Origin of the sequence: Adlercreutzia agrestimuris, assembly GCF_943193125.1 — a bacterium.
Lineage (GTDB): Bacteria > Actinomycetota > Coriobacteriia > Coriobacteriales > Eggerthellaceae > Xiamenia > Xiamenia agrestimuris.
Window position 1 is genome coordinate 224,596 of the sequence record NZ_CALPCX010000002.1, and the last position, 17,350, is coordinate 241,945.

General features: G+C 47.5%; 15 protein-coding genes. 9 read left to right on the plus strand and 6 right to left on the minus strand.

Features of this window, described 5'->3' with window-relative positions; genetic code table 11:
• Positions 1–249: 249 nt before the first annotated feature.
• The 6 genes from NFR28_RS04130 to NFR28_RS04155 all read right to left on the minus strand — a co-directional run bounded on the left by NFR28_RS04130 (position 250) and on the right by NFR28_RS04155 (position 7,553).
• Positions 250–1,191, minus strand: coding sequence for a MarR family transcriptional regulator (locus NFR28_RS04130; RefSeq protein WP_251178561.1), 942 nt, complete (start codon positions 1,189–1,191; stop codon positions 250–252).
• A 188-nt stretch (positions 1,192–1,379) separates the two neighbouring features.
• Entirely contained in the window at positions 1,380–2,537 is a 1,158-nt protein-coding gene (locus NFR28_RS04135; protein WP_251178562.1) for an acyltransferase, read from the minus strand.
• Positions 2,538–2,691: 154 nt separating this feature from the next.
• Positions 2,692–3,765 (minus strand): 4Fe-4S binding protein, encoded by a 1,074-nt coding sequence (locus tag NFR28_RS04140; protein WP_251178563.1) that lies wholly within the window; start codon positions 3,763–3,765, stop codon positions 2,692–2,694.
• Positions 3,766–5,307: a glutamate--tRNA ligase gene (gene gltX / locus NFR28_RS04145; protein ID WP_251178564.1), complete on the minus strand. Its 1,542-nt coding sequence runs from the start codon at positions 5,305–5,307 to the stop codon at positions 3,766–3,768.
• Positions 5,308–5,370: 63 nt separating this feature from the next.
• Positions 5,371–6,132, minus strand: a complete 762-nt coding sequence (locus NFR28_RS04150; RefSeq protein ID WP_251178565.1) for a lipoprotein intramolecular transacylase Lit — start codon at positions 6,130–6,132, stop codon at positions 5,371–5,373.
• The gene (locus tag NFR28_RS04155) at positions 6,129–7,553 is read right to left on the minus strand and encodes an ATP-grasp domain-containing protein (RefSeq protein WP_251178566.1); all 1,425 of its coding nucleotides are present in this window, start codon (positions 7,551–7,553) and stop codon (positions 6,129–6,131) included. Before NFR28_RS04155 ends, NFR28_RS04150 begins: the two co-directional genes overlap by 4 nt.
• Before the next feature lie 191 nt (positions 7,554–7,744).
• On the opposite strand from NFR28_RS04155, the gene NFR28_RS04160 reads away from it, so the two are divergent.
• The 9 genes from NFR28_RS04160 (at position 7,745) to NFR28_RS04200 (ending at position 17,343) form a co-directional block, all read left to right on the plus strand.
• Complete coding sequence (locus tag NFR28_RS04160) at positions 7,745–8,623, plus strand: NAD-dependent epimerase/dehydratase family protein (RefSeq protein ID WP_251178567.1); 879 nt, start codon at positions 7,745–7,747, stop codon at positions 8,621–8,623.
• Positions 8,624–8,687: 64 nt separating this feature from the next.
• Positions 8,688–9,812 (plus strand): glycosyltransferase family 4 protein, encoded by a 1,125-nt coding sequence (locus NFR28_RS04165; RefSeq protein WP_251178568.1) that lies wholly within the window; start codon positions 8,688–8,690, stop codon positions 9,810–9,812.
• Positions 9,813–9,824: 12 nt separating this feature from the next.
• Positions 9,825–10,859, plus strand: coding sequence for an LCP family protein (locus tag NFR28_RS04170; protein WP_251178569.1), 1,035 nt, complete (start codon positions 9,825–9,827; stop codon positions 10,857–10,859).
• Between the two features lie 50 nt (positions 10,860–10,909).
• Positions 10,910–11,725 (plus strand): ABC transporter permease, encoded by an 816-nt coding sequence (locus tag NFR28_RS04175; protein WP_251178570.1) that lies wholly within the window; start codon positions 10,910–10,912, stop codon positions 11,723–11,725.
• A complete protein-coding gene (locus NFR28_RS04180; protein ID WP_251178571.1) occupies positions 11,715–12,515 on the plus strand; it encodes an ABC transporter ATP-binding protein in 801 nt (266 codons plus the stop codon). Before NFR28_RS04175 ends, NFR28_RS04180 begins: the two co-directional genes overlap by 11 nt.
• A gap of 38 nt (positions 12,516–12,553) precedes the next feature.
• Positions 12,554–13,291 (plus strand): IspD/TarI family cytidylyltransferase, encoded by a 738-nt coding sequence (locus NFR28_RS04185; RefSeq protein WP_251178572.1) that lies wholly within the window; start codon positions 12,554–12,556, stop codon positions 13,289–13,291.
• Positions 13,284–14,303, plus strand: a complete 1,020-nt coding sequence (locus NFR28_RS04190) for an alcohol dehydrogenase catalytic domain-containing protein (RefSeq protein ID WP_251178573.1) — start codon at positions 13,284–13,286, stop codon at positions 14,301–14,303. Before NFR28_RS04185 ends, NFR28_RS04190 begins: the two co-directional genes overlap by 8 nt.
• 13 nt (positions 14,304–14,316) lie before the next feature.
• Positions 14,317–15,468, plus strand: coding sequence for a CDP-glycerol glycerophosphotransferase family protein (locus NFR28_RS04195; RefSeq protein WP_251178574.1), 1,152 nt, complete (start codon positions 14,317–14,319; stop codon positions 15,466–15,468).
• Positions 15,469–15,567: 99 nt separating this feature from the next.
• Positions 15,568–17,343: a TDP-N-acetylfucosamine:lipid II N-acetylfucosaminyltransferase family protein gene (locus NFR28_RS04200; RefSeq protein WP_251178575.1), complete on the plus strand. Its 1,776-nt coding sequence runs from the start codon at positions 15,568–15,570 to the stop codon at positions 17,341–17,343.
• The last annotated feature ends 7 nt before the right edge of the window (positions 17,344–17,350 follow it).

The following is a 17,350-nucleotide window of genomic DNA, read 5'->3' on the forward strand; positions in this document are numbered from 1 at the left end:
TGTTACAGCGCTGAACTAAAATATGGCGGTTTTTGGCGAAGTGTGGCAGGGAATGTGTACGATTAGGCGGTTTTTGAAGGTTGACCCACCTAATTGGCGACTTTTCCAGCCAATTTGAGGCCCAATCCGCCTAATTGGGCACATTTCCTGCCAAAGTTTGGTGTTTTATTGCAAATTTTATCACGCGTGCGAACTGGGAACGCGTACCAGGCATGATGCGCACCACGCATGCGGATGGTGGTAGTGCAACTAGACCTCTTGTAGCTGATCTATCTCGGCAAGCTCTTGTGCCTGGCGTTGAGCATCAAGATCAGCAACAACAACATGGCCTACTTGCTCAATGGCGCTGCGTTGATCAGGAGTAAGATGTTTCCAGAGCTTATTCGCGGCAAGCTCGTTGACGGTTGCGCTGATGAGAAAGCCCTCGTAGATGCCTTCTTCGGTGAGCGCGGCATATACTGCTTTTTTGTCTTTGGGAGACTTGAGACGCTTTACCCAACCGCGCTGCGCAAGTCTTTCAACGGCACGCGCTGCGTTGACTGGAGAGATATGGAGCGCTTCGGCAAGCGCGCCAATGCGTACCGGGTGGTTGCTTTCTCCTAACCGCTGTACGATACGACATTCGTTCATGGAAGCCCCTGTTGCTTCACGCAGCGTACGCTCGGTTTCTGCACGAACAAGCTCGATGGAAACGAGCGAACGTGTGGCGGGGAAACGTTTTGCAATGGTTCCATTCAGCGGCGGTTCAATTTGGGCAGCAGCTGAAACTGCTGCTTCTAAAATGGTGCGGTAGGTAGGGTTTTCGGTAGGGAAGTGCGAATAAAGGCTCTCGACAATAGCGTCATTCACTACTGAAACATGCTTTTCACCTTCAGGGGTGATTGAAAGCATACGTGTACGTCCATCTTTAGAGCCTGCTTCGCGATTGACAAAGCCGTGCTCTGCAAGAGCGTTAACGCCCTGTGTCACGACGTTGGCTTTCAGATCCAAAATGGTACCGAGCTTGCCCTGACTAAAAGGTTTTCCAGCTTGAAGTAGTTTAGTGAGAATGCGATATTGCGTAACGTTCAAATCACTTGCGCTATTTAGTCCGCGAAGCAATGCTTCATGTGCCATTTCGAACGCAATGAAGTATGTGGAATCAAGATTAAAGCGATCCATTGAAGGCGCTGCGCTGTTTGTTACTGTCATAGTAATGCCCCTGTAAGCTGGAAATATAGAGTGTATGATTAGGCGTAGGAAGGAGAATTATCGAAGAAATAATGACTCCAAATACGCAAAGCTATTACTTCATAAATGTAACAATAAGTATATTCTTAATGAAGCAAAGTGGATGCACAGTTTGCTAAAAGACGCACATTGCCTACACAATTCTCAGCTTAAAGCTTGGGTGTTGGGGGTTTGTCAGCAGGGGGTGTTTGCAAAGCGGGTTCTTTGGGTGTAAGCCACTTCGCACTGACTTTATTGAAGAGATTTTGCAAAGGCTTGAGCACAAAAGGATCCACAAGACTGGCAACGGCAAGGGCAAGAAGGTAAGCCATCAAAATCATGGCAACCCAAAGCAGAATGCGGAAAGGCGCAGCCATGTCGGCAATTACGCCAAAAACAGATTGCTCATAAAAAAGCCCCGCCGCAATGGCCAGCGTGGTGTATTGCAAAAGATAGATGGAATAGGAACGTTGCGCTGCCCACGAGATAACCTTTTGGGCTGTAGGCGCACTGATGCGAATGCGATCACAAAGTGCCATTGCCGCAAACGCAATAAAGAGCCAGAAGTAGCTTGGATCTTGGCGCGGAATGCCGTAATAGGCGAAGTGAACATCAGTTGCCCAGCATAAAAGACCAGCAAGGATGATTCGTGTGCTGACCTTTTTGCTGATATGAGGGGCAAGACGGCGATAAATGCCGCCCAGTAGGAAAAACTCAAAGTAAGCAGGCTCGCGGACCAGAATTGATGGCGGCACGAGATTGAGCATAAGAGACGAGAAGTTAGAAAGCGTCTCAATTCCCCAAGACGCAAATAGCCAGGAAAGATACGTAAAAATTGCACCTGAGCAGAAAAGTGCCCCAAGCACTATTCCTAAAATGAGTATCTGTTTATCGGAAAGCGCCTCGAAGCCTTTGGTAATAAAAGGCGCTGCAACAAGGCAGGGGATCAATGCGGGTATAAACCACCAGCCACCAGCCAAAATGTTAGAAAAGTATAAAAAGTAATCACCAAGCGAAATCCCGCTTAATCGCGTTGTGTAGCAATAAAGCAAGATTGAGTAGAGAATAAGCGGCAAGATGATAGTGCATACTTTATTGAGGTAGTAGCTCTTCAGGTTTCGTCTCATAGGTTTGATGGCGAAATAACCCGAGAGCGCAAAAAAGATAGGGTCGCAAATGAGCGCCGCCGCTGAAACAAGACCGTGGGTGCCCTGTCCATGGATCGGACCGAGGTAGCCCGATGCATGCGTGACAACCACTAAAAACATAGCTAAAGCGCGTAAAAGATCCCAGTTCGTTGCACGAGTGGTGCTCGTTTGCTTGCTCACAAATAACCTCGCTGTTTATTGATAGGCTTGAGTGTTGTCGTGTGCGACCGATGTCTGGCGCACGGCGGTATAGATTGTAAGCTATTTGTGCTGCTTCGCTTGTGTCAACATGATTGAAGGTTTGCGAATTCGCCTCAGTTCACTTATGAGGAGATCATTCTGTGTCGTCATGAAGTGAGCTAGCTGGTTTTTCGACAATAGTTATTGCTTTTTGAGGGCACGCGCCCACGCAAAGATCACATGCAATGCAGTAGCGCGGATCGTATACCAGCTGGCCGGTGGACGGATCAGGATAGCGCGCAGAACTTGGACACACGCGCGTGCATGCAAGATCGTTGGTGCACATATCCAGATCAGTTTCAGAAATTGCCAGCGTTATTCGCGTGCCAATTTCAGGCTTTCTGTCCAATGCTTCTAAGAGGAGTTGGCGTTTTGGCCACATGGTTTGCTTGACGCGCCCTAGTGGTGCGAAATTGTTAAGGTGTCCTACATCGTTGAGTTGCAGTTGAGCGCGTGCGCGAGCGCGCTCCTTTTGCTCGTAAAACTTTTGTAGTGTTTCAGAATTGCGAAGTCGGCGTCTGCCTGATGTGATGTCGGATACATCGGATGCAAGGTTGGTAAACACGCTTCGCCGATCAACGCTTTCAGTGTTTGCCAGGCCGCGAACAAGATTTTCCTTTTCAGGGAGATATTCGGAAAAACCAACTGCGGTACTACACCAGCGTTCCGCTTCGGCAATTGCATGCGTAAAAAGAGGCTCGCCCATACCAGGGGCGCGTGTGCATACATCGCAAAGCCCAAGATCACAGGCTACTGAAACGGTGAGATCCTCAGAGAGAAGCACGGTCCAAAACTCAGGAGAAAGCGCTGCTATGCAAGGCAGCACAACCACATTGTGGGCAAGCTCATCAGCTGCTGTAATACTACCAGCTTCTATGGCTGCATCAACGTATACCCCGCAGGTAATTATGACCTCTTCGCCGCGGAGTGCTATGCGGCGCATGCGTGCATGAAGGTCAATCATGGTAACGCGTGTAGAAGTGAAAGCGTCACAAATACCCAAACAGATCCCGCAGTTGCTGCAAGTATCAAGGTTGATAGTAGGGCGTTCATTTTCTGCGTAGGTGATAGCAGCATGAGGGCATGCCAGCGAGCAACGCTCACAGCTGGCACCCCTCATGCGAATGCAATAGTCTTGAAGAACTAATATGGTGTTGCTGTCGTCCATTTATGCGCCGAAAACTTGGTTATACACGTTGTCGATGCGTGCCAATATATCTTCGCGCGGCAAAAGCTCTATGCTCTCAAAAAGCGGCGGAGATACCATGTTGCCGCATACTGCTACGCGAAGCGGTTGGAACAGAAACTTTGGCTTGATGTCTAGTGGCTCACAGAGTGCACGGCAAGCTTCTTGGAGCGGCTCGGCTTCCCAAGCAAGAGAGGGGTCAGCAAGTACTTCTCTGCATGCACGAAGCGCCTCATCAGCGCGAGCGCCCTCCTTGAGAAGCACCTTTTGGACGCTTTTTTCGTCAAGGGTTTTTACTTCATCGCCCCAGAACATAAAAGCAAGCTTCTCGGGAATTTCGTCAAGACGAACCAGGCGTTCGGCAACAAGCGGGTAGAGTGACTCGTACCATTCAGGTCGCACTTCAATGTCTGCTGCACCTAAAACAGCTTCTTCGTCGGTGGGCTCTTGATCAGCACTGCATCCACAGAATGCGCGAATCAGCCAAGGTGTTGCTGCTTCAACCCACGCCTCGGCAGGCATTTCGCGGATATAGACGCCGTTCATCCAGTCAAGTTTCGTCTCGTCAAAAACAGCGTCTTTTTTGGTAATGCGATCAAGCGAGAACTCTTTGCAAAGCACATCACGCGTGATGATTGTAGTTTCACCATCAAGCGACCAACCTAAAAGCGCCAAGAAGTTCACCATAGCATCAGGTAGATAGCCGCGATCGCGGAATTCTTCAACCGATGCCGCTCCGTGGCGCTTAGAGAGTTTCTTGCCATCTGGGCCTAAGATCATAGAGAGGTGGGCAAAGGTTGGGATGTCAAAACCAAGCGCCTCATAAATGAGGATTTGGCGCGGCGTGTTTGAAAGGTGATCGTCGCCGCGAATGACGTGCGTGATGCCCATGTTTGCATCGTCGCAGACCACGGCGAAGTTATAGGTTGGTGTTCCATCGCTGCGAACAACAATCATGTCGTCCATGACATCAGCGGGAAAGCTCATCGGGCCATATACGGCATCAACGAACTCAATAGGACCATGATCCAGCGGCACTTTAAGGCGCCATACATGCGCTTCACCTGCATCAATACGTGCCTGCGCTTCGGCGGGATCAAGTGAGCGGCAGGTGCGATCGTATCCTGCGTATCCACCATGTTCCTTCTCGGCTGCTTCTCGCTTTGCGTCAAGCTCTTCTTTGGTGCAAAAACAAGGATAGACTGCGCCGCGTTCTTTGAGACGCTCCAGTGCGTCGCGGTAGGTGTCCATACGCTGGGTTTGGAAGTAAGGACCTGTTGAGCCGCCAACAAGGGGACCTTCATCCCACTCAAGCCCTAGCCAATTCATGGCATTTAAGATGACTTGCGTGTTTTCCGGTGTTGAGCGCTCAGGATCCGTGTCTTCAATGCGTAAAATGAAATCACCGCCTGTGGCCTTTGCAAAAGCCCAATTATAGATTGCGGTGCGCGCGCCTCCGACGTGTAAGCGTCCTGTTGGCGAAGGTGCAAATCGTACACGAACCTTCTTGTCCTTATCAGTCATGAACGTCCTTCCTTCGTGTTCATTTGAAGTATCTGATTGACGAAAATACTACCACACACAAGCCTAAGCTTTGCGGAGGTGGTTGCCTATGAAAATTGCTGCGATTGAAAGGAATACGGTAACAACAAGCCAGACGACTCCCATGCCAATCCAAAAATTAGGTGGGTACATGCAGATCAAAAGTGAATCCCAGGCAAATGTCCATGTTCCGGCCGCAAAAAAGAGCGAATGAAAAGCGGCGAAAAAGCCATTAAAGTCAATTGCAACCCATAGAGCCAAAGCAGCAAAGAGGCCAACGACAAGCCATCCGGTCCATGTGAGGACTGCGCCTAGGCGTCGCTTGCCGCCCGTAAATGCGCAGACTATACACAAAAAGAGAGCAAGCGCACAGATCACGCGTAACCACACACGTGCGTCTTGCACCACATAAAAAACGTCATCAAGATGGCTAAGTGCATCAGTAGAAAGAATGTGGGTGTCGTCTAGGTCAGCAAGGGCGTCGGCGGTTGCAGGTGTGTCTCTCCCATTAAGCAGAGCCATCATGTCAAGGGTTTCTTGTTCGTTGTGGCTTCCCACCGTGTAGTCTTTGCTGACAACGGCTGCGTCTACTAACTGCTCTTTAGTAAAAGGAGAATCGGCGTCATTGCTGAAGGCGGAAGCAAGCAGGCGTGTGGTTATATCGGGAGTTGCGCATACTTCAAAACCTATATATATGAAACTCACCGCCAAAAAAAGCGTAGCCAGCACACAGATAAGGGCCCCCGCAAAGCCCAATGGGCGTTTTGGGGCTGCTACTCCTTTTTGGTTTGCGGATTTTTTGCTCACTCGTTCACCTCAATATCGCACGGTCGCGTAAAAGCATCGGGCGCACAATCAACCCAAATGGTAGCTGCAGTAATGCCCTTGAGTTGCTTTGAAATTGTTGGTAGTGGTCCAAGACGCGAGAATACGCCAGCAAACTCGCCATCAAACAAATAAAGACCATTGAGATTATTGTAGAGGTGAGGCTGAGATGACACCTGGTCATCGGCAAGGTGCGCAATGTCGGTATCAGGGGGCAGTGTTTCAGTTTTGAAGGGTGTGATATAGCGTTGCACGATAAAGGGGAAGCCGGCTGCCTCGTTGGCGAACTTATCGATAAGTTCTTCCCATTTATCCTGATCAACCATGCATCCTGCCCAAACGTCGTCAGCTCCATAGTGGTCGGTCGGCTTGATAATCCATTCGTCTTTATGCGCGCGAATTTGCTCTAAATTAACCTCGTCATCGTTCAGGAATGCCGTCATAGGCACTGTCTGCTCAACAAATGAAATCTCTTCGCCCGTTAAAAATTCTTGTGTACGACGGTCGAACAGTACGTCGAAAATCTGCTTATCATGCACAATATGTCCGGCAAAGCTCCCAATCAGAGCAACCTTTTCCGCGCGAACCGCTTCAATGAGATCTTGAGAGTCATCCCAATAGTCTATGACGTCATTGGTTACGCAGCGTCGCCAGATGGCGTCTACGCGTTTGCCTTCGCCGTCACTGAGCACTTCTCCATCGAATGAAAGGTCGCGCACATCAGCCACCACGCAGTCATAGCCATGGTCGCGGAAAAGCTGAGCGTATATATGGAATTCGTCCACTACGCCATTTTCCAAGTAATCGCAGATAGCAAAACGCGGATGATCAACTTTATGCTCGTAGGTGTTATAGATGTTGATGAACTTTTGTACCCAGGTTTCAAAGAGCTCGCAGCGCTGCACAGTATGATGCGAGGCGAAATCAGCAAAGCTTTGCGAAAGTTCAACCGAGTGGGTGATTTCGCGGTTTTCGTTCATGCCAGATGAGCCATCACCATTGAACTCGCAGAATTTGACGCGATAATCGTTCTCGTCCAAAAACGTATCAACGCGCGCAAAAGGCAAGAGAGAGTCATAGCCACGCGGCAATATAATTAGCTCCTCAAGGCGCGGATCAAAATCAAAAGCAGCGCGGTATTCGGGATCATCCAGATAGTGCTGTATGACCTTGCACAGAATGCGATGCGCCATTTCTGAGGTGGTTTTCATAGCATCAAACGTCTGCTGATTAAAGAGGCGAGGCACAAATGAACAAGCCACTACGCGATGATGCACAATAGCGGTGGAGTTTTCCATATACGCAAGTGCGTTGCGCCTGCTTGCAATGTCGCCATTGAGGCTGTTGATGATGTCGAAGTATTCGCGCGTGTAATCAGCGTTTGTAGGGGATGAGGCATTCATAATGCAAACCCTTTCATAATATTGCAATTCTTTTTAGTAGACTAACATAGCGCAGAGTCTTTAATAGGTTTTGATGGGGGCTTGTTGTTTTTGCACATCAGTTGCCGCATACTTATTTGGATAGTTTGTAGCAAACTTGCACCTAACTATCGTATTTGAATAAACCTGTTTTCAGGCTGAAAGAGGGACAAATGGGTAAAACTATTGCAATAGCGGGTATTAATACCACGCTAGGAAAACTGTTCGCGGAAAAATTAACAGCGAATAATAATACGGTGATTGAACTTACCGATTCAGCCCAGTTAGCCATGCAGCCTGTCGACATGGTGTTTGATTGCTCTTTTCCTCAAACTGAAAAGGGTAGCAATATAGCTGAAGGGCTTCGCTTTACTAAAGATCTTTGCTTAACTGCGCGCGAAGCTGGTGTTGATTCATTTGTAATGGTTTCGTCTCAGCGCGTATATTCATCTGCTCGTGACCAGGCGGCAACTGAAGAAGAACCCGTTAATCCAGACAGTATCTTTGGTATGGGCATATACGCTGCCGAGATGATATGTGATGGCATTTTGGGTGACATTGCGCATACTTCGCTTCGCATGGCTACGCTTTATGGGGAAAACTCTAATCCAGGTTTTATTAATAATTTGATAAAACAAGCGACGTCTGGAAAGCCTTTTGTAGCTCATGGTTACGAACAAATATATGGACTGATTACCTATCAAGATGCAAGCGATGCGCTGATAGCCGTAGCAGAGTCGGATCCGAGCACTTGGGAAAGCGTGTATAACGTAGGATCTCAGCGTGAGGGTTATACCTATGATTACATCTTGCGCACCATGTCAGACATCGCAAAGCGACATGGGTATCAGTCATCGTTTAGTGTCAACTATGATTGCCCTTGGCAAAATACGTCACTTGATGCAACGAGGTTTATGGAGCAGTTTGGATGGTCTTCAGCTGGGAGCTTATCTCAATCTCTTGAAGACGTTTTTGATCACTATGTTGTGGTTTCTGAAAATGCGCCAGCACGAAAAAGAGGCTTCGGATTATTTGGTCGAAAGAGCTCGTGATATACTTAGAGAGTTTGAGATGTTTTGCTCATCTCGTAAGTGCCTCAAATGATAAGGGCGGTTTATGGAATGGTACCAGGGAGCAATAGTATTTGCAGTGGCATTTGTTGTCACATATCTCATGGTGCCTGTATCTAAGCATATTGCCTGGCGTCTTGGTGCAATTGATTATCCAGGAAACCGTCGCGTGAATCGTGCGCCTATCCCGCGCTGTGGCGGAATTGCGCTTTATGTGGGACTCATAGCGGCGTGTTTTACCATTTTTATTGGTGTGCGATTTGCCGGTTGGGAATTCCACGATCTTTACGTGCTTAATAACGTTAACTACCTGGTGCTTTATGTAGGCGTAACCATTATGTTTGCCGTGGGGCTGGTGGACGATATCACTCAGCTTTCGCCCGGAATTAAGCTAGCAGGACAAATTCTAGCTGCGCTTGTAGTGGTGCTTGCTGGTGTGACTATTGGTGGTGTTCGTGCTGTTATCTCAAGCGAATATGTTGCGCTTGGCTGGATAGACTATCCTCTTACTATTGCCTATTTGGTCATCTTCGTAAATATCACCAATCTTATTGATGGTCTTGATGGTCTTGCCTCGGGGCTGGTTGCAATTGTAGCCTGCAGCTTGCTTTATTTGGTGCTTATTCGTGGTTCAGTTACGCTTGCGCTGGCATGCATTGCGCTTATTGCAGTGTGTCTTGCGTTTTTGCGCTTCAATTTCTTCCCAGCATCGGTTTTCATGGGAGACTCGGGCTCTCTTCTTCTTGGGTTGGTGCTTGGTATCATCTCGGTGGCGGGAGTTGTGCGCACACAAGGCTTTATTGTCATGCTTGTACCGCTCGTGATTGCTGGTGTTCCCGTGTTGGATACCGCTTCGGCAGTCATTCGTCGCTTACGAGGGCATCAGCCTGTTGATCAAGCAGACATGGGGCATGTTCATCACCGCCTTATGCGTGCCGGTTTGTCGCAGAAGCGCTCAGTTGCGGTTTTGTGGCTCTGCTCAGCGGCGCTAGCTATTATGGGCTGTCTGATGGTTGGTGTATCAGGACCCATGCGTTGGGCAATTCTCTTTATTTTGGGTGTAGTAGTATTCTTTGTTATTTGGAAGTTTGGTTTGTTTAAACCCGTTCTTCGCCACCACTATGACAACCGCGGAAAGACCGGTCCGCGCGTGCCGTGGAGCCGCAAGTAGGAGGTGGGTTGCATGAGTAAAGATGAACAACCATGTGCTGAAGAAAACCGAGATCAGCAAGCACAAGAGAAAAGAAAGCATTCATCAACCCACAATGCAATACTTGCGGTAGTTTGGGTTGTCGTTTTCGCTGCTGCTTTTATCGGTCTGGTGTCTGGCTTGAATCAACTCGCAGGAGATGATGAGGAAATTGTTGCTCCTTCGGCAGATGTGGATGAAGTGGAAGTGGAACCATTTTATGTGCTGCTCATTGGTTCTGACTCGCGCAAAGGAACAGCGCTCTACACCGGCAAAGCAACCGAACACGCTCAACTTGATCAGCATTCAGACATCATGACACTCATGCGTGTAGATCCAGAAACCTATACCATTACGTTAGTAACTATTCCGCGTGATACTCAGCTTGCAGGCAGAAGCGACAAAATAAACGACGCACTTATTGACAACGATCCTCGTAAGGTTGTTGAGGTGGTAGAGTCACTTACCGGGTTGACCATTCAAAACTACATGATGACAACCTTTACGGAGTATGAAAAACTCATTGATGCGCTTGGCGGTTTGAAAGTGGATGTTCCGCGCACTATTACGGTGCCTGATCCGAGTACCGCTGAAAATGTGACAGTTAAAGAGGGAAACAATCAAACACTTGACGGTTCTGAAGCGCTTGTTTTTGCTCGGGCTCGTAAAGAGTATGTGGAAGATCAGGATGCTATTCGCCAAAACAATGTGCGGAGTCTTGAAGTTGCAATGATTGAAAAAGTGCTCAATCAAAATGACCTTGAAGCAAATAAGAGTGTGGCTGATTTAGAGGAATACACTTCTACCAACCTTCCTATGGATGAAATGACTGCGCTTGTTCTTGATTTTGTGACCCACAAAGATGAAGTAACTATTTACTCGTGTACGGGTCCTTACGCTGGTGGCGAAAACAAGGACGGTTTGTGGGTTATTGATCAGGATGATGATACGTGGAAAGAGCTTATAGCGCTGGTAGATAGCGGAGAAGACCCTCGTGGGGTTGTGGAGGAGCCGCAATTAAAGAACTAGCGAGTGTGCTATGATAGTGGCTTTGATGACGACTTGTTGAACGGAGTGGCGTGTTTTCTACCCTAGCAACAATTCTTAAAGATAACTGGGAATGGCGAAAGCAAATTGGTCGCCTAGCAGTTTTTGAGTTGATGAAAAAATCACGTGGTGCAGTTTTAAGCTGGGCGTGGTTTCTTATCAAGCCAGGCATGTATATCTTTTGCTTCTGGTTTGCCCTTGACATGGGCTTGCGTGTTGGTAGCTCAGAAGCTTCAGGGTCTGCCCCCTTCATTTTGTGGCTTTGTGCTGGCATTATCCCGTGGTTTTTTATGCAGGATATGCTTGGTGCGGGCATAGATGTGATGCACCGTTATCCTTACCTTGTTAATAAGATCAAGTTTCCTTTAAGTGGCATCTCTACTATCTTTACATTGGCAACCATGATCATTCAGCTTATGCTCATGGCAGTGCTTTTTATTATTTACTTTGCGTGCGGGCAGCCCTTTGATTTGTATCTGCTCCAAGTGCCAATTCTGCTGATTATGATGTTTGTGTTTTGGGATTTGGTTTCTATTCTGTTTTCGCAGTTATCGGCAATTAGCAAAGACGTGGCTAATTTGATGCAGGCGCTCTCTACGCCGCTGTTCTGGCTTTCGGGTGTCATCTTTAATGTAAAAAGCGTTCCCATCCCGTGGATCCAAGACGTGCTCTACTTTAATCCCATTACGTTTTTTGTAACGGCATTTCGTGATGCGTTTTATAACAAGACATGGTTTTGGGATAACCCTATGGCATGCATTGGGTTTGCGGTGGTGTTTGTAATTACGCTTATTGCAACGGTCTGGGTTTATAAGAAGTTTAATGAGGAGGTTGCTGATGTCCTCTAATGAGCCAACAACCACTTCATTGGCTGATGCCAAGCAACTTCACAAGACAAGCGTAAGCGATGAAGTTGTTATCAAGTTTGACGATGTGACCAAGACTTATAACCTGTATAAGAATGACCGCGGGCGCTTTTTGGGAATTTTTAACTACAATCGAAAAGGCTCCTTTTTAGGCAGCGTTGATGCTAGCAAAGATCTTTCTTTTGAGATTAAAAAGGGTGAAGCTGTTGCTTTCTTGGGGCATAACGGCGCCGGCAAATCTACGGCACTCAAGATGGTAACTGGTGTTACACATCCTACGTCAGGCACGGTGGAAGTAAAGGGTCGCGTCTCGGCATTGCTTGAGCTCACCGCAGGTTTTGATATGCAGCTCACGGGGCGTGAAAACATTGCACTGCGCGGACAAATTATGGGTCTGACGCGTGCTCAGATTAAGGAATTAGAACCTGCCATTATTGATTTCGCTGAACTTGGCTTATATATTGACCAGCCTATGCGCACATACTCAAGTGGTATGAAGGCGCGCTTGGGCTTTGCCTTTGCTGTTGCTATTGACCCTGAGATTCTTGTTGTTGACGAAGCGCTTTCAGTGGGTGACCGAGCGTTTCAACGTAAATGCATAGATCGTATTCGCGAGATTATGATGGACGAGAATGTCACTGTCTTATTTGTTACGCATGCCTCTTCGGTGGCACAGGAGTTTTGTAGCCGCGGCATTGTGCTTGATAAGGGTACAAAAGTGTTTGATGGGCCCATTGATGAAGCTACGGCTTACTACGAAGCAAATTACTAAACAAACTGCCAGCTCACGATAAAGCCAGGAGAGAAACAATGGTTCAAAACCCTGTGATTCATAATGCATTTGCAGCAATTCTGGCGGGCGGCTCGGGAAGTCGCATGGGAAGTGCTGATAAACCTAAACAGTATCTTATGCTGGGCGAAAAGCCCGTGTTTGTTCATACGGTGGAGAAGTTTGTGGCAACAGGCGCCTTCGACGCAGTGCTGATTATGTGCCCAGAACTGCTTCGCCAGCAAACCACAGACCTGCTCCTTAAATATGCGCCCGGTTGTGCGTCGCAAGTGATCGTGTGTGCAGGAGGGGCAACGCGCAACGATACGGTATGTGCGGCAATCGCTGAAGTTCAGGAACGCTTCGCGGTTGATGAAGATACCCTGCTGGTAACCCATGATGCAGTTCGCCCGTTTGTTGACCACCGTATCATCATGGATAATTTGCAAGCTGCTGCACAATTTGGAGCATGCGATACGGTTATTCCCGCAACTGATACCATTGTAGAATCGGTGGAAGGTGAAGTTATTACCTCTATTCCGCCTCGCAGCGCCCTTTATCAAGGTCAGACACCTCAGTCTTTTCGGCTTTTGTTGCTTAAGCGCTGCTTAGAAGCTCTTACGCAAGAAGAACGCGATTCGTTAACCGATGCATGCAAGGCGGTAGTGCTGGCTGAAGAGCCGGTGGCGCTTGTTGCAGGTGATGCGGCAAACATGAAGATAACCTACCCGCACGATTTGCGCATTGCTCGCGCGCTGATGGAGGATAAGCGTGCTTAATCGCGTCTACAGATTAGTGGCGCCTCGCCAGTTTGAGCCTGTTGAAGTTGAGGTGACGCTGTCCGATCAGGTGATTGTGCGACCTACCTATTTGTCGCTTTGCAATGCTGATATTCGTTATTATACGGGCTCGCGTGCCCCTGAAGTGCTGGCAAAAAAGCTTCCAATGGCACTGGTGCACGAAGGGGTTGGTGAGGTCCTCTTTGACCCGACCAATACGTTTTCAGCGGGCGAACTGGTAGTTATGCTTCCAAACCAAGCGCATGAGGAAAATTCATGTGTGGCAGAGAACTATTTACGCACTTCTGAGTTTTGTGGCTCGGGTGTTGATGGCTTTATGCAAGAGTATCTTTTTTTACCGCCCGAGCGCGTACTTGCTCTTCCGGCAGATATTGCACCTGAATGCGCGGCCTTTACTGAGCTGCTGAGTGTTGCGCATCAAGCTATTGCGCGGTTCCAAAAGACGGCGCATGCGCAGCGTGACACGCTGGGTGTTTGGGGAGATGGCAATGTAGGATATTTGGTTGCATTGCTCTTAAAGATCTTAGAGCCCACATCGCGCATCGTGGTCTTTGGCAAAAACCCTGCTAAATTGGCTGATTTTACCTTTGTTGACGAGGTGTGTTTGGTTGCAAACGCCAATCGCATGTCAGTTGATCATGCTTTTGAATGTGTCGGTGGCAGCGGATCTATTGATGCAATAGATCAGATTATTGATGTGATTGAGCCCGAGGGAACCATCAGTTTACTTGGTGTTACCGAACAGCAGGTTCCCATCAATACGCGCATGGTGCTTGAAAAGGGACTGCGATTGGTAGGAAATAGTCGTAGTTCGCGCGAAGACTTTGAAGCAGTAATTAAGCTCTATCACGCCCATCCTGAAGTGGCAGATTACTTGCGTGCTTTGGTATATGATGTCGTGCCGGTTCAGACGGTGCGCCAGATGAGCGATGCGTTTGAGCTTGATATTCGCAAACCCATGGGTAAAGTGGTCATGGCGTGGAACGCGTAAGCTGGGTGTCTTTGTGAAACAGATTGCCGTAAAAATTGCCGCCTTCTTATTTAATGCGCTTTATATCATCTGTAGGCTTGGCGGTCGTCGCGAGGAAGTGCTCTTCATTACGCGTCAGGCAAGCACCCCATCTGATGACTTTATTGCCATTGGGAAAGCTTATGAGGACGCGGGATACCAGGTGGTATATCTCTCGCAGCGCCTTACCAAACGCGCGGCACTTGCTTATGCTGTGCTTGTCGTGAGAGAAATCTATCATCTTGCGAAGTGTCAAGTTTGCTTTGTTGATCGCTATGACCCGGTTATTAGCTTGCTGCATTTTAAGACAAAGCAGGTGGAGGTTGAGCCGGGCGAAGATTATGTGCGCTTTGATGAAGTGCCTGTTGAGCCGGTGATAGTGCAACTTTGGCATGCCTTTGGTGCGTTTAAGAAGTTTGGCTACCAAACAGTGGACACCGCAGAAGGGCATCCGCTTTCTGAGATGGAACTCTTCAAGATTCATCGCAACTATACCTGGGTAATTTGTTCGGGTGAGGGCGCGCGAAGACCTTTTGCAGAGGCCTTTGGTTACCCAGTTTCACGCGTTTTGCCGCTTGGGCGCCCAGAGTATAAGACGCTTTGTGATGAACAATCTGCGCATGAAGCAAAAGGCGTCAAGCTTGATTCTGCAGACAAAGCTCGTGTGCTTTTTGCTCCGACAGTTCGAAAATACGATAAGTCTGTTCATCCATTTGCAGATCTTTATCGCCGTCATGATTGCTATCTTAATCCTAATCAATTTGAGGAAATTTGGTCTTTTCATCCGCTTGATATAGGAGAGGAAGTTCCGCAAGGGGTGCCGCTTAATCTTGAGGCAGCAGACTGCGTGGTGACCGATTATTCGTCAATAGTGTATGAAGCTTATCTTCTCAAAAAGCCAGTCTTTTTCTATGTGCCGGATATTGATCATTATTGCGCGACCCCTGGTTTGAATGCTAATCCTGTTGATTTGGCACCCGAAATAGTTGCGCAGAGCGAACAGGAATTGCAAGGAATGCTGCAGGCTTGGCGCGCTGATCCGGTGTCATACCCATGGGAAGCTTTGAGGAATTTTGTTGGCGACAGCTTTGCTAACGCCCCAAAAGATCCGGCAGTTACGCTTGTTAAGCTAATAGTCCAGAGTTGATATTGCGCGGTATTTGCAAGATACGTTATGCTTTACAGTTGCGTAAACTGAGTATTTTGTGTCCATTATTGAATAAGTAAAAAGGATCAGACTGATTTTATGAAGTTTTTACACATGATTCCTCCGAGCTCAAGAACAATGGGTTCTATGGTTGAAATGATCGAAGAGTATTTTCCTGAAGGCGAGCATCAGTTTTATTCGACAAAACGAATACCCGTGGCAGATAAGCTGTCAGAAAAAGAAATCTATACGATGACAGGACAAAACAGGTTTGCCAAAGCGGGTAATGTTATGAAAGCGTTATCTGAGGCTGATCATATTATTTGGCACGGCTTGTTTTATCCAGATAGATTTATGCTCTTCTTGTTTACTTGCCGTCGTTTTCTTCGCAAATCAACATGGGTTATTTGGGGTCTTGATCTGCATAGCTGGAAAGACGAAAAGAAGACCTTGCGATCAAGGCTCGTCAATTTCATTAACGATCGTGTAAGAGCTGCATTTAAAACAGCCGTTGTAGTTTTTCCCACCGACAAAGAAGTGTATGAGTCTCGCTATAAAGGAAAATGTTTTGTAGCTCCATACCCGATGAGCGCTGAAGCATTTGGACGCATGGAGGGCAGGCGGCATGCGTTGCCGCGCGCTAATGGCAAAATATTTGTCCAAGTTGCCCACAATAGCTATCCGTTTAATCATCATCTCGATGTCATAGAAACCATTTCTCATTTTGATACGGAGAAAACCCACTATATTTTTCCGATGAGCTATGGAAACGAAAAAACCTGGCCAGGTCATATTCAAGGTTACGAGAAAGAGGTTGTAGATTTAGCTCGTGATCTGTTTGGTCAACGGGCGCACTTCTTAAAGAAGCTGATCTCAAAGGAAGCCTATAATGATTTTCTTTGGAATATGGACATAGCCATATTCCCAGCTAATAGACAAAATGGAGTTGGCAATATAATCAAATTGCTTTATATGGGCAATAAGGTGTTTCTGTCTCGCGATAATCCTGTATACGGCTATTTTAAAAGTCAAGGTATAGAAATAGGTGCGTTTGAATCTCTTGAAGAGCTTACCGAAGAAGAATTTCTGCAAATGCCTGATTCGACTGTAGCGCGACAATGGGTTATTGACCATTATCATCCATTAAGTGCCGCACGTGCATGGGATCAGTTGTTCTCATGCTTCACTGATGCAAGCCCTCTCTTACGTGAGCTTGAAGGGGTGCAACCTGAGGTCGTTATGGATGAGAACTATGCTTATCCGCGTAAAAAGAATTATTTGTGCTTGTTGCCATATTATTCAAGAAGTGTTCCGGTGACTTGTAATCGCGTCTGTTTGATGGGTGCCGACAATTTCGCCATTCGTTGGGCTGGCAATATAAGGCGTTCTCTTCCTCGCTATGTTCCGGCAGGTTTTATTAGTGACACCGTCGAGACGCTTAATGACAAAATTGGTGCGCTTGATGTGATTGGAACTACGGGTCAGTTACTTGCACTGGCTGACGATCAGCGCATAGTCGCTACTATAGAAGATCCTAAAGAACGCGCTCGTTTTATTGACTATTTAGAAGAAAATGAGATTGATGTAGACCCCATTCTTTCTGCGTCTTCATGGGTTTGGCCTGATGCCGAAGTTGGTGAAGGCAGCTTGGTGGGTCCTGGCTCGATAGTGCAATTCGGTACTAATTTAGGTCGAGGGGTTCTGATTGAGGACTCTTATTTGGGCGTTTGTTGTACTGTTGGTGATTGCGTAACCGTAATGTCTGGTTGCAGAATTGGAGATGGCGTTACCCTTGGTGAAGGGGCAACAATTGGCCCAAATGTTATTATCGAAGATGGCGCAATTATTGAACCATATACGGTCGTGACTAGATAGGAGTCAT